This is a genomic window from Methyloceanibacter sp. wino2 (genome assembly GCF_003071365.1).
Taxonomy (GTDB): Bacteria; Pseudomonadota; Alphaproteobacteria; order Rhizobiales; family Methyloligellaceae; genus Methyloceanibacter.
In genome coordinates, this window is sequence record NZ_CP028960.1 from 487,417 (window position 1) to 502,994 (window position 15,578).

At 65.3% G+C, this 15,578-nt stretch carries 11 protein-coding genes and 1 pseudogene; all 12 read right to left on the reverse strand.

What is annotated here, in order from left to right; all coding sequences use genetic code 11:
• Positions 1–158: 158 nt before the first annotated feature.
• Positions 159–1,901 carry a cell division protein FtsZ gene (ftsZ, locus tag DCY11_RS02255; RefSeq protein ID WP_108681073.1) on the reverse strand — a complete coding sequence of 581 codons (1,743 nt, stop codon included), beginning with the start codon at positions 1,899–1,901 and terminating at the stop codon, positions 159–161.
• A gap of 88 nt (positions 1,902–1,989) precedes the next feature.
• On the reverse strand, positions 1,990–3,285 hold the full coding sequence (gene ftsA / locus DCY11_RS02260) for a cell division protein FtsA (protein ID WP_108681074.1): 1,296 nt from the start codon (positions 3,283–3,285) through the stop codon (positions 1,990–1,992).
• Positions 3,286–3,307: 22 nt separating this feature from the next.
• The gene (locus DCY11_RS02265; RefSeq protein WP_108681075.1) at positions 3,308–4,261 is read right to left on the reverse strand and encodes a cell division protein FtsQ/DivIB; all 954 of its coding nucleotides are present in this window, start codon (positions 4,259–4,261) and stop codon (positions 3,308–3,310) included.
• A 47-nt stretch (positions 4,262–4,308) separates the two neighbouring features.
• Positions 4,309–5,244 carry a D-alanine--D-alanine ligase gene (locus DCY11_RS02270; RefSeq protein WP_069445181.1) on the reverse strand — a complete coding sequence of 312 codons (936 nt, stop codon included), beginning with the start codon at positions 5,242–5,244 and terminating at the stop codon, positions 4,309–4,311.
• A gap of 188 nt (positions 5,245–5,432) precedes the next feature.
• Positions 5,433–6,314 carry a UDP-N-acetylmuramate dehydrogenase gene (gene murB, locus DCY11_RS02275; protein WP_108681076.1) on the reverse strand — a complete coding sequence of 294 codons (882 nt, stop codon included), beginning with the start codon at positions 6,312–6,314 and terminating at the stop codon, positions 5,433–5,435.
• 35 nt (positions 6,315–6,349) lie between these two features.
• Positions 6,350–7,780 (reverse strand): UDP-N-acetylmuramate--L-alanine ligase, encoded by a 1,431-nt coding sequence (murC, locus tag DCY11_RS02280; protein WP_108681077.1) that lies wholly within the window; start codon positions 7,778–7,780, stop codon positions 6,350–6,352.
• Between the two features lie 6 nt (positions 7,781–7,786).
• Positions 7,787–8,926: an undecaprenyldiphospho-muramoylpentapeptide beta-N-acetylglucosaminyltransferase gene (gene murG, locus DCY11_RS02285; protein ID WP_371515023.1), complete on the reverse strand. Its 1,140-nt coding sequence runs from the start codon at positions 8,924–8,926 to the stop codon at positions 7,787–7,789.
• 31 nt (positions 8,927–8,957) lie between these two features.
• Positions 8,958–10,063, reverse strand: a pseudogene (ftsW, locus tag DCY11_RS02290) (putative lipid II flippase FtsW); the annotation flags it as partial.
• 11 nt (positions 10,064–10,074) lie between these two features.
• Positions 10,075–11,475, reverse strand: a complete 1,401-nt coding sequence (gene murD, locus DCY11_RS02295) for a UDP-N-acetylmuramoyl-L-alanine--D-glutamate ligase (protein WP_108681079.1) — start codon at positions 11,473–11,475, stop codon at positions 10,075–10,077.
• 12 nt (positions 11,476–11,487) lie between these two features.
• Positions 11,488–12,576 (reverse strand): phospho-N-acetylmuramoyl-pentapeptide-transferase, encoded by a 1,089-nt coding sequence (gene mraY, locus DCY11_RS02300; RefSeq protein WP_108681080.1) that lies wholly within the window; start codon positions 12,574–12,576, stop codon positions 11,488–11,490.
• Between the two features lie 60 nt (positions 12,577–12,636).
• The gene (locus tag DCY11_RS02305) at positions 12,637–14,085 is read right to left on the reverse strand and encodes a UDP-N-acetylmuramoylalanyl-D-glutamyl-2,6-diaminopimelate--D-alanyl-D-alanine ligase (protein WP_108681081.1); all 1,449 of its coding nucleotides are present in this window, start codon (positions 14,083–14,085) and stop codon (positions 12,637–12,639) included.
• Entirely contained in the window at positions 14,078–15,529 is a 1,452-nt protein-coding gene (locus DCY11_RS02310) for a UDP-N-acetylmuramoyl-L-alanyl-D-glutamate--2,6-diaminopimelate ligase (protein WP_108681082.1), read from the reverse strand. Before DCY11_RS02310 ends, DCY11_RS02305 begins: the two co-directional genes overlap by 8 nt.
• Positions 15,530–15,578 lie beyond the last annotated feature (49 nt).

Genomic DNA, 15,578 nt, shown 5'->3' on the forward strand with positions numbered 1-15,578 from the left:
CTATTAGGAACCATACCCCCTCGGTCAGACATGGGACAAATCACGGTTTCTTACACTCTATTACGGGCCTGTAATGCTCGTAATATATTGATCTAGAATATATTTTTCTAAAACCGGAGTGACGGGGCGGGCATTATCGTTAACGCCCGCCCCCCGTCTCAGTTCGCGCGACGGCGCAGGAAAGCGGGAATCTCGAGGTCGTCGTCCCCGAGCGATTCTACCTGCGCGACGGCTGCAGCCGCCTGGGTGTGGACGACCCGCGGCTGGGTATCGAGACGCTGCGGCGGCCGAGCCTGCTGCACGGCCGGCCGTTGCACATTCAGGGGCCGGGGCGGCTGGGCCGGGGCGGCTTGAGCTTGTGCGGCGGCCGCAGGCGGTGCCGGAGGACGCGGTGCCGGACGGCCCGCCACCGGGGTCGGCGCGAAGTCCGGCTCCATCTTGGGCGACATTTCCGCATCGTCGTCCTTCTTGCCCCGCCCGACGTTCGCCAGGCGCTCCAAGAATCCGACCTTTTTCTTGTGGGCATCCAGGCCGGCGGCATCGTTCTCGCCCGCCTTCGCCTGGAGGGCCTTCTGAGCCACCATGGGCAGCTCTTCGACACTCGGCATGCGGCGTACGGGCCGCTTGATGGCGGCCGGAGGCGCAGGCTGGAAATTGCGCGGCGCTTCCGACGGCTTCGGCGCGGCCGGCGGCCGCGGCAGGGCAACGCCGCCGACAGCCTGAGGCCGCTTCTCGATGGTCACGTCATTCGGCGCATGCCAGACCTGAGCATCCTTGGCCGGCTCCTGCGCAGGCACCATGAGGCTCTCGTCCAGATCGACCGGCTCGTCGGGGCTGCCGCCCGGGACCATCGTGAGCCCGGCCAGACGCTCCGTCAGACGCCCGCGGTCGGCTTGCGGCTGTGCCGCCGTCTCCGGGGACTGCTCCTCGGCCGAGAGTGTCCCTATCCCCGTGGCAACCACGGACACGCGGATCAAGCCGTCGAGCTCGTCGTCATAGGTCGCGCCGACGATGATGTTGGCGTCCTCATCCGCCTCGGTGCGGATACGGCTGGCAGCCTCGTCGACTTCATAAAGCGTCAGATCGCTGCCGCCCGTGATCGAGACCAGAAGACCGCTCGCGCCCTTCATGCAGACATCGTCGAGCAGCGGGTTCGAGATGGCAGCCTCGGCAGCGTCGATCGCGCGCCGGTCGCCGCTCGCCTCGCCGGTTCCCATCATGGCCTTGCCCATGCCGGCCATGATCGTCCGGACATCGGCGAAGTCGAGGTTGATGAGGCCTTCCTTGACCATCAGGTCGGTGATGCAGCCCACACCGGAGCGCAGCACGTCGTCGGCCATGCCGAAAGCGTCCGTGAAGGTCGTCTTCTCGTTGGCGATCCGGAACAGGTTCTGGTTCGGAATGATGAGCAGGGTATCGACGTATTTCTGCAGTTCCTCGATACCGGCCTCGGCGGCGCGCATGCGGCGCGCGCCTTCGAACTGGAACGGTTTGGTGACGACACCGACCGTCAGAATGCCTTCCTCGCGGGAGGCGCGGGCAATAACGGGCGCAGCGCCTGTTCCGGTTCCACCACCCATACCGGCCGTGATGAAGGCCATATGGCAACCGACGAGGTGGGCTTTCACGTCCGCCATGGCTTCTTCGGCGGCGGCAGCGCCGATCTCCGGCTTGGACCCGGCACCGAGACCCTCGGTGACGTTGTTGCCCATCTGGATGCGGCGTTCGGCGCTCGAGCTTGCCAGGGCCTGCGCGTCGGTATTGGCGACAACGAATTCGACCCCGTTGAGCCCGCGCTCAATCATGTTGTTCACGGCGTTTCCGCCGGCGCCACCCACACCGAAAACGGTGATCCGCGGCTTGAGCTCGGTCAGATCTGGCACTTTGAGATTGATCGTCATGGTGGCTTCCAATCCTTGCGAATTGCCCCTTGCTATTGAGCCGACACCCACACCCCCATTTAACGCGGGGCGTCCGGCTTCGTGTCCGTTAGAAATTCTCCATGATCCACTCGCCCATCCGGGCGAAGTAGCCTGTCCCCGTACGCAAGAACCGTTGCCCGGTTTGGGTTCCGAGCCTTTCGTCACCGCGCGCCCAATGCAGAAGCAGACCGATCGCGGCGGAGAAATCCGGCGCGGCGGCGGCAGGCGGCAATCCCGTCATGACGCGCGGGCGGCCAAGCCGCGCCGGGCGTCCAAACATGTTCGAGGCAAGCTCGACGAGGCCCGTGAGCTGGCTTCCACCGCCGGTCAGCACCAGATGCTGGGCGACCTCGGCCGGGAAGCCGCTCGATGCGAGCCGGTGGCGCATGAGATCGAGGATTTCCTCGACGCGCGGACGGATGACGCAGGCGAGCTGGGCCTTCGTGATTTGATTGATGTTCCCCTGCGCGACGCCGGTCACGCACGGATAGGTGATGATCTCGCGTTCGTCGGACAGCGTTGCGAACGCACTGCCGTGCAGGGTCTTGAGCCGCTCGGCATGCTCCATCGGTGCGCCGAGCGTGCGCGCGATATCGACCGTCACGCCGTGACCGCCGAGCGCGATCGCATCGGCATGCAGGAAATGCCCGTCGGCGATGACCGACAAAGTCGTCGTTCCGGCACCGAAGTCGATGACCGCCACGCCGAGCTTCGCTTCATCGGGCGTCACGACGGACAGCGCGCTGGCATAGGGCGCCGCCACCAGACCGCCGACGCCGAGATGGCAGCGTTCGACGCTGAGCATCAGGTTGCGGGTCGCGGCATCGTCCGCGGTAACGGTATGCAGATCGACCGACAGGCGTTCGCCGCACATGCCGTGCGGTTCGGAGATGCCGCCGTTGTCGTCGAGGCGAAAATCAGTGGGCAGAGCATGCAGCACCGTGCGCCGGTCGCGGGCGGCGTATTGGCGGCCGCCGGCGAGCAGGCGCTGCACATCGTCTTCCCGAACAGAACCGGACGGAAGTCCAACGCCCGCCGAGAAGCTGTCGCTCTTGAGGCGTCCGGCCGTCACCGAGACGTGCACGTCCTCGACAATCACACCGGCCATGCGTTCGGCGGAATCGACGGCGGCACGGATGCAGCGCTCGGCGCTGTCCAGATGGGTCACCATGCCGGCCTTGAGGCCTTCGGCGCGTGTATGACCGAAGCCGAGCACGTCGAACTGGACGGCGTCAGCGCCGCCCTCGGCCCAATCGGGCATGTCGGAGGTCTTGCCGATCAGGCAGCACACTTTGCTCGTACCGATATCGAGAGCGGTAACGATGCGCTGGCGCTTTCCTCTGATCGTTGGGTTGTAGGTCATCCCCGTGCCCTCAAGCTCCCTCTTACGTTCTGCCGTTGGGTTGATGGATTACGGGCTGATTGATCGTGCCGGTCGCCGATGTGGGCACGCCGGCAGGCGTCGTGACGTCCTGAGCGGACGCGGCCGTGGTTTCGCGCAGCCGCAGCGTGACCCGGTCCAGGAGGCGCATGTCGATGGCCGCGATGTCCTGCTGGAACACCCCGCGCTCGCGCTCGAGCTTCTGAAGCGCATCCAGAGCCATTTCGATATTGCCGTCGGGCAGCATGATTTCGGTGCCCGTGCGCAGCTTGAGCGTCCAGCGGCGGTCGCCGACGCGCAGGGCCGCAAGCATCCGGCTTCTCAGATCCTTGTAGGGCTCAAGGGTCTGGTAGAGGGCTGCCGCGTGCTTACCGGCGCCCTCGCCGACGACGAGAGGCAGGTGCGGAAAGGCTTGAGGCAACGCCGGCGCCAACACGACGCCTTCGCTGTCGACGACGAAGGTCTGTCTCTTGTTTTGCCAGATCGCGTATGGGTCGCGCTCTTCGATCTCGACCTGCAAGGTCGAGGGCAAAAGGCGCATCACGCGCGCATGGCGGATCCACGGAACCGCCTCAAGACGGTCCTTGGCGGCGTCCGTATCGAACCCCAGCATGAACGTCTCGGGCCCGGCGCCGAGAGCCGTCGTGATCGCATAGTCGGTGGCATTCTTCTGCCCCTCGACGACCACGCGCTTGACCCCGAAACCCATCGCAACGGCGGCACGCTCGGCGCCTGTTACCGTCGCGTTAAAAATTTTTTCGATTTGACCGCCGACGATCGCGCCATAGAGCACCGCGCTGGCTACGAACGCGGCGCACAGGAGCTGCCACTTGGCGCCGAGGGGGCCCCGGCGCGTGCGGCCGAGCTGTATCTGCCTCGGTCCCTTCGTCGCGACCGACCGGCGTCCTTGCGGCACGGGGAGCTGGCGCTCGTAGGGGCTCGCCGCGCGGTTCGCCATCGGCGCCCTGCGGGACCCTCCTTGTCTGCCGTAACCTCTTGACGTGCCTAGCGATTGCACGACGCATCCTCCACGATCCAACGGACCAGCTCACCAAATGATCGCCCTTTATGGGCGGCAAGCTCCGGCACCAGTGACGTGGACGTCATGCCCGGTTGGGTGTTGACCTCAAGACAGATCAGTTCCCCCGTTCCATCCGGCCGGTCGTCGTAACGGAAGTCGCTCCGACTGACCCCACGGCAGCCCAGTGCCCTATGAGCCGCTACCGACAGCTTCTGTACCAATTGGTAAACATTTAGTTTAATTGGCGCCGGGAGGACGTGAATTGACCCTCCCGGGGCGTATTTCGACTCGTAGTCGTAGAAGGTGAGGCCCTCGGCCGGACGGATCTCGATCACGTCCAGCGCTTCGTCGCCCATCACGGCGCAGGTGAGCTCGCGGCCAGGGATGAAACGCTCCACCATGAGTTCCTCGCCCAGCGCCCAATCGGCGGACATCAACTCCTGCGGCGGGTGCGCTTGGTCTTCACGGATGATGTAAACGCCGACGGATGAGCCCTCTGCCGGCGGCTTGATCACGTAAGGCGGGTCGATGGGGTGCCCCTTGGCCGCTTCGGCCCGGCTCACGACCCGGCTTTCGGCCACCGGCACACCGGCCTCGCGGAGAACGGCCTTCGCGCGTTCCTTGTGCATGGCGAGCGCCGAGGCCAGAACGCCCGAATGGGTGTAGGGCAGCCCCATGGTCTCGAGAACGCCTTGGATGCAGCCGTCTTCACCGTATTTGCCGTGGAGTGCGTTGAAACAGACATCCGGCTTGATCGCGGCCAAACGCTCCGCGACATCCCGGCCCACATCGACCTTGGTGACCTTGTAGCCTTCTCCCTCGAGGGCCTCGGCACAGGCGGTGCCGGACCGGAGCGATATCTCGCGCTCGGAGGACAGACCTCCCATCAGAACGGCGACGTGGGTTTGTTTTTCGGTCATGGAACGGCCCTTGTGACTTGGACGGAAGCGCGGAAAGAGCGCCTCGCGTCCTTCACTACGCAAGACACTCCGATTTGGTTAACGCTGCATTAACCGTAATTGCGCGACGGCGCACGCCGATTGATTTTGAGCGAAAAATGGGAGGCTGCGGACTTTGGGCCACGCCCAAGGATGGGGTGGGACGACGGCTAGGCGGGCTTGCCGAGCCGCTTGATTTCCCATTCGAGCTGGACGCCGCTCGTTTCCTTGACGCGCTCCCGCACGGTCTCGCCGAGCGTTTCGAGATCGGCCGCCGAGGCATTGCCCTCGTTGATGAGGAAGTTGCAGTGCAATTCGGAGACTTTCGCATCGCCCACGGCGAGCCCCCGGCAGCCGGCCGCGTCGATGAGCTGCCAGGATTTGTTGTCTTGCGGGTTCTTGAAGGTCGACCCGCCCGTACGGCTTTTGATGGGCTGCACCTCTTCGCGATAAGCGGCGATCTCGTCCATCTCGGCGAGAATCTCGGCCGGATCGCCGGGGCGCCCCTGGAACAGCGCCTCGGTGAAGATGTAGTCCTCTGGAGCGCCGCAATGGCGATAGGTGTAGCCCATGTCTTCCACAGAGAGGACGTGGACGTTGCCCGACCGGTCGACGGCCCGCGCCTCGACGAGGACATCGCAGGTCTCGGTTCCGTGCGCGCCGCCGTTCATGCGCAAGGCGCCGCCAATGCCGCCCGGAATGCCCCGGTAGAAGGCAAGCCCGGCGATCCCTGCGTCTGCCGCTGCCCGCGCCACTTTCGTATCGGGCACAGCGGTGCCGACGCGAAGCCGACTCCCCTCCTCGACTTCGATTTGGTTGAAGCCGCGGCCGAGGCGGATGACAACACCGTCGATCCCGCCGTCGCGCACAAGGAGATTCGAGCCGAGCCCGATCGTCGTTACCGGTACGTCAGCCGGCAGCGCCTTCATGAAATAGGCGAGGTCCGCTTCGTCGGCGGGCGAGAACAGCACTTCGGCGGGACCCCCGACGCGGAACCACGTGTAGTCCTTGAGGACCGATCCGGCGCCGAGGCGCCCCCGCAAGTCCGGCATCGCCGCAACGAGTATTTCGTACAATTTCGTTCCGCTCACGAGGCGCCTCCCTGCGCGGCGAGCTTGGCAGGCAGCGCATTGATCCAATCGGTGATCGTGCCGGCGCCGAGCCCCACCACAAGATCGCCGTCCTGCGCTACCGAGGCGACCGTGCTTACCAGCGACTCTCCATCGTCGACCATGAGCACATTCGCATGACCGTGACGCCGCAGACCTGCGGCAAGTTCGTCCCGGTCGATGCCGGGGATAGGCGCTTCACCAGCCGAGTAGACCGGCGTGAGGATCACGACGTCGGCGTCGTCGAAACACGCCGAGAAATCGTTGAACAAGGCCTGGAGGCGCGTGTAGCGGTGCGGCTGCATGACCGCGACGATGCGGCCCTTCCCAGCCGCGTTCGCACCCCGCAAGACCGCCGCGATCTCCACGGGGTGATGGGCATAGTCGTCGTAGATCGCGACGCCCTGCCATTCGCCGACACGCGTGAAGCGGCGCTTCACGCCAGAGAAGTTCGCCAACGTGGCCCGGATCGCCTCATCGCTGATACCGGCTTCCGTGGCAACGGCGAGCGCCGCGATCGCGTTCAGCGCATTGTAGTGGCCCAGCGCCGGAAGCATCAAATCCTTGATCTCACGCGCGCCGCCGGCGACGCCGGAGCCGAGACGGACGTCGAACGTCATGGTCGCGTGATCGGGGCGCAAATTGAACAGCCGCAGATCCGCCGAACGCGACACGCCATAGGTCAGCGTGCGCCGTCCATTCTCTGCGCCACCGAGCGCGGCCATCAGGCTGCGCACGACCGGATGGTCGATGCAGGCCACGATCGTGCCGTAGAACGGGATGCTCTCGATGAATTGCTCGAAGGCTTGGTGGAGGACTTCCTCGGACTCCCAAAAGTCCATGTGCTCCGGATCAAGATTGGTGATGACGCCGATCTGGGTCGGCAGCTTGAGGAAGGTGCCGTCGGACTCGTCGGCCTCGACGACCATCCATTCGCCCTGGCCGATCCGGGCGTTGGTGCCCCAAGCGTTGATGATGCCGCCGGTGATCACGGTCGGATCGAGCCCGCCGCCATAAAGGAGATCCGCCACCAACGACGTGGTGGTGGTCTTTCCGTGCGTGCCGGTCACAGACACGGTCGTGCACGGACGCATGAGCTCGGCCAACATTTCGGCGCGCCGGATGATCGGGATGCCGCGTTCTTGCGCCGCCTCGAACTCCGGGTTGCCCGGCTTCACCGCGCTGGAGATCACGAGGTAGGACGCGCCCTCGACATTGCCGGGGTCGTGCCCGATGAGGCACTCGATCCCATGATCGCGAAGCCGCGCCAGGTTGGGCCCGTCCTTGAGATCGCTGCCTTGGACCCGGTAGCCGCGCGTGTGCATGACCTCGGCAATGGCGCTCATGCCGATGCCGCCAATGCCGACGATGTGAAACAGGCCTGTGGTGTCAGGCGGTGGCAAATGCATGGTCGCCTACGCTCCGTCCGGTCCGGCTAGATCCGCCACGAGGTCGGCGAGCCTGTTCACCGCATAGACATTGCCCATGGCCTTGGATTTGGCGGCCGCCTGCGCCAGCCTGTCCGGATTGGCGAGCAATTCCTCCAGCCGACCGGCCAAGAACTCCGGCGAAATACTGGACTGGTGCATACACCAGCCGCCGCCGCTTTCTTCGAGGCGGCGTGCGTTCTCGAGCTGATCGTTGTCGATCGCATGGGGCAGCGGCACGAGAATGGCCGGACGCCCGATCGCGGTCACCTCGGCCACGGTCGACGCGCCGGCCCGGGAGACAATGAGATGGGAGTTCGCGATCCGCTCGGGCAAATCCTTGAAGAACGGCGCCACGTGGGCCGTGATTTCCGCTTCACGATAGGCGTCGCGCACTTCAGCGACATCCTCGGGCCGCGCCTGCTGCACGACCGTCAAGCGCCAGCGCAGGGGCGACGGCAGCCTAGCCAGAGCTTCCGGCATCATCTCGGAGAAGAAGCGCGCGCCCTGGCTGCCGCCAAAGATCAGCAGCAGGAGCCGGCCCGCGGCTTCCGGCGGCGCATAGTCTTGATCGCGGAACCCCACGACCGCATCGCGCACGGGATTGCCGGTCACGACCGACCGTTTCTCCGCACTGCGCCGCAGATGTTTCGTCGTCGCGAACGACAAGGCGATGGCATCGGCAAAACGGGACAGCAGACGATTGGCGCGCCCCATCACCGCGTTCTGTTCATGCAGGACCGTGGGGATCGCCAGCGAGCGCGCGGCGAGCAGAGGCGGCAGCGTGGGATAGCCGCCGAAGCCGACCACCACATGGGGCTGCACCATCTCAAGCAGGCGCCGGGCCCGGAAATAGCCCTTCCCCAGCGTGGACAGCGTCTTCATCACCGCGCCCGGAGACCGCCCCGAGAATGTGGCCGAGGGCACCTCGTAGGTGGCACGGGCGGGAAAGTCGGTGCCGTACTGCCCGGCCCGCTCGTCGGTCGCCAGCTCCACCGCGAAGCCGCGGCGCGTCAGTTCCTGGGCCAGAGCCGTCGCCGGGAAGAGATGTCCGCCCGTGCCTCCGGCGGCGAGTAGAATGGTCTGGGTCAAGCCGTCTGCCCCTGGCCTTCGCAGGATCCCCATCATGCGCGGCGCTTGCCGAATACTCCAAACGCCCCGCCCTCGGTCTTTTGCGGGTCAACCCCAGCGTAAAGCCCATGGTGAGCGCCATGGCAAGCATGGATGAACCGCCGAAGGAAATGAAGGGCAGCGTCATCCCCTTGGCGGGCAACAGGCCGACATTCACGGCCATATTGATCAAAGTCTGCAATCCGAACAGCATCACGAGCCCCGCGATGGCGTGCCGGATGAAGCCATCGCTTTCTTGAGAGGCCTTCGACAGCCCCCGCAGCACGATGAAAGCGAACAAGATCAACAGGATCAGACAGGCGATCAGGCCATATTCCTCGGCCGCGACGGCGAAGATGAAGTCCGTATGGGAGTCGGGCAGGACATCCTTGACGGTCCCCTCGCCCGGCCCGCGCCCGAACCACCCGCCGCGCAGGAAGGACTCCAGGGAGCGGTCCGACTGGTAGGTATCGCCGGAGGCCGGAAACAGGAACCGGTCGATACGCGAGGCCACATGGGGCAGCAGGAAATAGGCGGAGAGCAGCCCCAGGACGCCAAGGCCGATCAGGACCACGATCCAGATCATGTTGATCCCTGCCATGAAGAACAGTCCGCCCAGACGATGCTGACGAGGAGCGTCTGGCCGAAATCCGGCTGCAGGATGAGGAGCAGCGCGAACACGGCGTAAATCAGGATCGCAAGCTCCAGCCCGGGGACATCCTTGCGTTTCTGGCTCTCGTTGAAGAGCCAGGCGGTGAGCACTATGAAGGCGGGCTTCACGAATTCCGAGGGCTGGATGCCGATGGGACCCATGTGCAGCCAGCGCTTGGCGCCTTTCACCTCCGGCCCGACGAACAGAATGCCTATCATCAAGGCGATGCCGATCAGGAAGATGATGAGGCTCGCACGCCGGATTTGCTTCGGCGTCAAGGTGGAAGCGGCGAACATGATCGCAAATGCCGGCAGGAGCATCGCCACATGGCGCCGCACGAAATGGAACTGATCAAGCCCGAGCTTCTCGGCAATGGGCGGGCTGGCGGCCAGCGATAGCACCACGCCCGCGCCCATCAGCAGCATCAAGGCGACAAGCATCAGCCGATCGACGGTGAACCACCAATCGGAAAGGACGCTTTTGTCGGCGCGCGTGATCCTCATGACACGCAACCCTACTCGCTAAGGCTTGTGACACCGTTACGCTGCATCACGAGTTCTTTGAAGGCGTCGCCCCGCTTGGCGAAATTCGGATACTGGTCGAACGACGCACAGGCGGGGGACAATAGCACAACCGGCTCATCCGCTTGCGATTGGCTCGCATCGGCCGCCGCCAGCTCGACGGCACGGTCGAGCGTCTCGCAGGCAACATGGGAGATGGCGTCCCCGAGCTGTCCCGCGAAGGCATCCGAGGCTTCACCGATGAGATAGGCGCGTGCAATTCTGGGATAGAAGGGCTCGAGTCCCGCAAGGCCGCCCTCCTTGGCCACGCCGCCGACGATCCAATAGATGGTGTCGAAGCTGCCCAGGGCCTTCCCGGCGGCATCCGCGTTGGTGGCCTTGGAGTCGTTCACGAACAGCACCTTGCCGGCTTTGGCCACCTGCTCCATGCGGTGTGCGAGACCGCCGAAACTCCTGAGACCCTCTTGGAGCACATCCGGCGCGACGCCTTGGCTACGGGCCAGCGCATACGCGGTCGCGGCGTTCTGCCAGTTGTGGGCGCCGCGCAGCGACCCGATCCCTGCAAGGTCGGCGCGCGCGACTTCCTTGCCGCCTTCCATTTCCATGAGCGTCGCATCGCTCGCCCAAACGCCGTTCTGCACGGTCTGGCCAATTGAGATGCGCTTGACTGCATAGGGCCCCTGAAGCGTTTCCGCGATGGCCCGGCAGGGCACGTCGTCGACGCCGATCACGGCGGTCGCGTCGGGCGCAAGCTGCGCGAAGATCCGCGCCTTGACGCTCGCATAACCGTCGAGCGACCCGTGGCGATCGAGATGGTCGGGGGTGATGTTCAGGAGCGCCGCCGCGTCAGGCTTCAGCGAGGGCGTCAGGTCGATCTGATAGGACGACAGTTCGAGGACATAGACACGCCCCGGCGCGAACGGGGCGAGGTCGAGCACGGCGTTGCCGATGTTGCCGCCAAGGGCGACATCCCTCCCCGCCGACTCCAAGAGGTGCGCCGTCAGCGCCGTCGTCGTGGACTTGCCGTTGGTGCCGGTGATGGCGACGACCTTGCAGTCGATGCCGGAGGCCTCCCGGGCCCGGAAGAACAGCTCCACGTCGCCGATGACTTCGATGCCGGCGGCGCGCGCCTTCTTCACGCTCCAATGGGGTTCGGGGTGGGTCAGCGGAATGCCGGGCGCGAGAATGAGCGCGGCAAACGCGCCGAAGTCCGCCTCGGACAGATCCTCGACGGCAAACCCGGCCTCGGCAGCCTGAGCGCGGCCCGCTTCCTTGTCGTCCCATAGGACGACGTCCGCGCCGCCCTCCTGCAGGGACCGCGCTGTCGCAAGACCGCTGAGGCCAGCGCCGACGACCGCCAGCTTGCGCCCAGCGAAGATCGTAACGGGAATCATGATGGACGAAGTCTACCGCAATTTCAGTGTCGCCAGACCGGCGAGCGCCAGCACCACGGAGATGATCCAGAAGCGGATGACGACGGTCGATTCCGGCCAGCCCTTCTGCTCGAAGTGATGGTGCAGCGGCGCCATCCGGAACACGCGCTTGCCGAACATCTTGAACGACGCGACCTGAACGATCACCGAGACGGCCTCGAGAACAAAGAGACCGCCAACGATGGCCAGTACCAGCTCGTGCTTCGTCGCCACCGCAATCGTGCCGAGCGCACCGCCAAGCGCGAGCGATCCGGTATCGCCCATGAAGATGAGCGCGGGTGGCGCATTGAACCAGAGGAAGCCGAGCCCCGCTCCCACCAGCGCGCCGCAGATGATGGCCAGCTCGCCGGTGCCGTTGACGAAATGAATCTGGAGGTAGTCGGCGAAGAGGGAGTTGCCGACCACATAGGCGATGAAGCCGAATGTCGCGGCGGCGATCATGACCGGCACGATCGCGAGACCGTCCAGACCGTCGGTGAGGTTCACCGCGTTGCCGGCGCCCACGATGATGAATGTGCCGAAGATCACGAACAGCCACATCCCTAGCGGAATTACGGTGTCCTTGAAAAACGGAATGGTCAGTGTGGTGGAGAGCGGCGGCTCACCGACAGAGGCGATGATGTAGGTCGCGATGATCGCCGCGCCCGCCTCGATGACGATCTTGATGCGGCCCGCGAAACCCAGCACCGATTGCTTCGTGACCTTGAGATAGTCGTCGTAGAAGCCGACCGCGCCGTAGACCAGCGTCAGCAGCAGCACGACCCAGACATAGGGGTTGGAGAGGTTGCCCCACAGCAGCACCGAAACCACGAGGCCCGAAAGGATCATCAGGCCGCCCATAGTCGGTGTGCCCTGCTTCTGGATGATGTGGCTCTGGGGACCTTCGGTGCGGATCGGCTGACCCTTGCCCTGGCGCACGCGCAAGGAGCGGATCACGCGCGGCCCGAAGAAGAACACGAACAGCAGGCCGGTGACGATGGCCCCGCCGGTGCGGAACGTAATGTAGCGGAAGATATTGAGAACGGCGACGTCAGGCGCAAGTTCCGCCAACCAGTAAAACATCGCGCTTCTACCCCCCTTGATCGACGGCCCTTTGGGGCCCCGCGGCTCCAGCGGCCGGAATTAACGGTCTTCGAACTCGCGCTTGAGCCCCTCGACAAGCGGCGCCATGCGACTGCCCAGCGAACCCTTCACCATCACGATGTCGCCGGGCTGCACACTCGACAATAGCACCGGCGCCAGCTCCTCCGACGTTTTGGCGTAAGCCCCACGGCGCTCTTTCGGCAATGCTTCAAACAACGAGGCCATGTCCGCGCCGGACGCAAAGACAACATCTATACCAGCCGCGTCAACGGCTTCCGCCAGTTCTTTATGAAGTCTTGGGCCTTCCGTGCCGAGCTCGAGCATGTCGCCAAGCACGGCAACCCGCCGCTTGTATTCGCTGCGGGGCGTCAGCCCCAGGGTCGCGAGTGCCGCGCGCATGGATGCCGGATTGGCGTTGTAGGACTCATCAACGATGCAGACGGGTCCTCGTTCCGTCGCGATTACGAACCGCTGGCCGCGGCCCGCCGGTGGCTGAAGCGCGCCGAGCGCGTCGGCGGCAGCCTTGAGATCGGCACCGGCGAGTTTCGCCGCCGCCAGAACGGCGAGTGTATTCTGAACCACATGGCGTCCCGGCGCGCCCACGCGGTAGGTCAGCGTTTCGCCGAGAATGTCCGACTTGACCGTCGAGCCGTCCGGGCCGAGTTCGCAGTGCATGAGCCGAACCTTCGACTGCTCATGCTCGCCGAACGACACAACCTCCGCGCCCTCGCTGCGCGCGGCCGCGGCCAAGCGTTCGAAATGCGGGTTGTCGCGGTTGATGACGGCGGACCCGCCCGGTACCAGCCCCTCGAAGATCTCCGCCTTGGCATCCGCGATCTCCTCCACCGAAGCGAAGAAGCCGAGATGGACCGGCGCCACGGTCGTGACGATCGCGATATGGGGGCGCACCAGACGCGTGAGCGCCGCGATCTCACCGGCGTGGTTCATGCCCACTTCGAACACGCCGTAGTCTATGTCGCGCGGCATGTCGGCAAGCGTGAGCGGCACGCCCCAGTGATTGTTGAAGGACTTCGCCGAGGCGTGAACGCTGCCGCTCGGCTGCAGCGCGACGCGCAGCGCTTCCTTCGTTCCCGTCTTGCCCGCGCTGCCGGTGACCGCAATCACGACGGCATGGTCGGTGCGGTCGCGGCCCGCCCGGCCGAGATCGTTGAGCGCATCGAACGTATCGCGCACTCGGACCAGACGCGTCTCGTCGAACTCGGTGGGCGCATCGGCGTCGCGCGGCGCGATTGAAGTGTCCGCCGGAAACGTCTCCTCGACCACGGCGCAACCGGCGTCCGCCTCCAGGGCCTTCGGAACGAAGTCGTGGCCGTCGCGGTTCGGCCCACGGATCGCGATGAAGCCTTCGCCGGGCTCGATGGCGCGGCTGTCAATGGAGAACCCGGTAATCGGCGCGGCGGGGTCTCCCTCGCAGCGACCATCCGTAGCTTCCGTAAGCTCGCCCAAGGTCCAGAGTGGATCAGCCAAGTCGTGCCCCCTTGGTCAGCGCGGCGGCGACCGCGTCGTGATCGGAAAACGGGATGACGGTCGTTCCAACGGTCTGGCCGGTCTCGTGGCCCTTACCGGCCACAAGCAAGACGTCTCCCGCGCGGATCATGCGTATCGCCTCGGAGATCGCCGTCGCGCGATCGCCGATCTCGCGGCCTCCCGGAACGGCGACCAGAATCTCGTCGCGTATGGCGGCGGGGTCCTCGCTGCGCGGATTGTCGTCCGTGACGATGACCACATCGGACTTGGCCGCCGCGGCCGCACCCATCTGCGGGCGCTTACCGCGATCGCGATCACCGCCGCAGCCGAAGACGACGAAGAGCCGTTTGTCCGCGTAGGGCCGCAAGCTATCGAGCGCCTTGGAGAGCGCATCGGGCGTGTGGGCGTAGTCGATGAAGATCGGCGCGCCGTAGTGAGATGTTCCTGCGAGTTCCAAACGTCCCGTCGCGCCCTGCAAATGTTCGAGGCGCGACAACACCTCTTCCGCGCTCGCGCCCGTCGCCATGACGAGCCCGGCAGCTACCAGCGCATTGCTCGCCTGAAACTCGCCCACGAGCGGCAGCAGCACCGTGTAGATCTTTCCTGCGTGTTCGATCTCGAGCCGCTGCGCGAAGCCTTCGATCTCCGCCGAGACGAGGCGCAACGTCTCGCCTGCCCGCCCGACGCTGAGAACCGTCAGGCCCCGGGCTTTGGCGGCGTCGGCGACACGCGTGCTCTCCGCGCTGTCCATGTCGATGACTGCGGTCGCGCCGGGCTGCAGAAGCTCCGTGAACAGTCGCAGCTTCTGGGCGAAGTAGTCTTCGAAGCTTGCGTGATAATCCAAATGATCGCGCGAGATGTTGGTAAACGCTCCCGCTTTCAGCACGGCGCCATCGAGCCGCCGTTGCTGCAGCCCGTGACTGGAGGCTTCCAGCGCGAGATGCGTTACGCCATCGCCTGCGAGGCCGGCGAGAAGACCATGCAGTTCGATGGGATCGGGGGTGGTGTGCCGCAGTACCTTGGTGCCGCTCGGCGAGACGACACCGACGGTGCCGAGACTCGCCGACGCATGGCCCGCATCGCTCCAGAGTTGACGCGTGAAAGCCGCGACCGACGTCTTGCCGTTGGTGCCCGTGACGGCCACCGTCGTCTCGGGCTGCGAACCGAAGAAGCGCGCGGCGATCAATGCAAGTGTTCTGCGGGGATCGGGAACCGCGATGACCGGAGCGCCCACATCCATCGGCTCGGATGCCAAGACGGCGACGGCGCCACGCGTCACGGCGTCGGCTGCGAACCGGGCACCGTCCGTGTTGACCCCTGGCAGGGCCGCGAAGAGAAAGCCCGGCTTCACTTCCCGGCTGTCGGCAGCAACACCTGCAACCGGGAGCGCCGCAACCGCCGCGCTCAGCTTCGCCTCCGGTCCTACCAATTCACCGAGGGTCATGTCGGATTGCCCGCAACCGGCTCATATCAATAGAAAAACTCTGGGCCGC

What these genes read in the sequence shown, in the direction of transcription:
- ftsZ (WP_108681073.1), bottom strand. Translation starts at nt 1,901, where the DNA reads ATGACGATCAATCTCAAAGTGCCAGATCTGACCGAGCTCAAGCCGCGG.
- ftsA (WP_108681074.1), bottom strand. Translation starts at nt 3,285, where the DNA reads ATGACCTACAACCCAACGATCAGAGGAAAGCGCCAGCGCATCGTTACC.
- DCY11_RS02265 (WP_108681075.1), bottom strand. Translation starts at nt 4,261, where the DNA reads ATGGCGAACCGCGCGGCGAGCCCCTACGAGCGCCAGCTCCCCGTGCCG.
- DCY11_RS02270 (WP_069445181.1), bottom strand. Translation starts at nt 5,244, where the DNA reads ATGACCGAAAAACAAACCCACGTCGCCGTTCTGATGGGAGGTCTGTCC.
- murB (WP_108681076.1), bottom strand. Translation starts at nt 6,314, where the DNA reads ATGCCGGACTTGCGGGGGCGCCTCGGCGCCGGATCGGTCCTCAAGGAC.
- murC (WP_108681077.1), bottom strand. Translation starts at nt 7,780, where the DNA reads ATGCATTTGCCACCGCCTGACACCACAGGCCTGTTTCACATCGTCGGC.
- murG (WP_371515023.1), bottom strand. Translation starts at nt 8,926, where the DNA reads ATGATGGGGATCCTGCGAAGGCCAGGGGCAGACGGCTTGACCCAGACC.
- murD (WP_108681079.1), bottom strand. Translation starts at nt 11,475, where the DNA reads ATGATTCCCGTTACGATCTTCGCTGGGCGCAAGCTGGCGGTCGTCGGC.
- mraY (WP_108681080.1), bottom strand. Translation starts at nt 12,576, where the DNA reads ATGTTTTACTGGTTGGCGGAACTTGCGCCTGACGTCGCCGTTCTCAAT.
- DCY11_RS02310 (WP_108681082.1), bottom strand. Translation starts at nt 15,529, where the DNA reads ATGACCCTCGGTGAATTGGTAGGACCGGAGGCGAAGCTGAGCGCGGCG.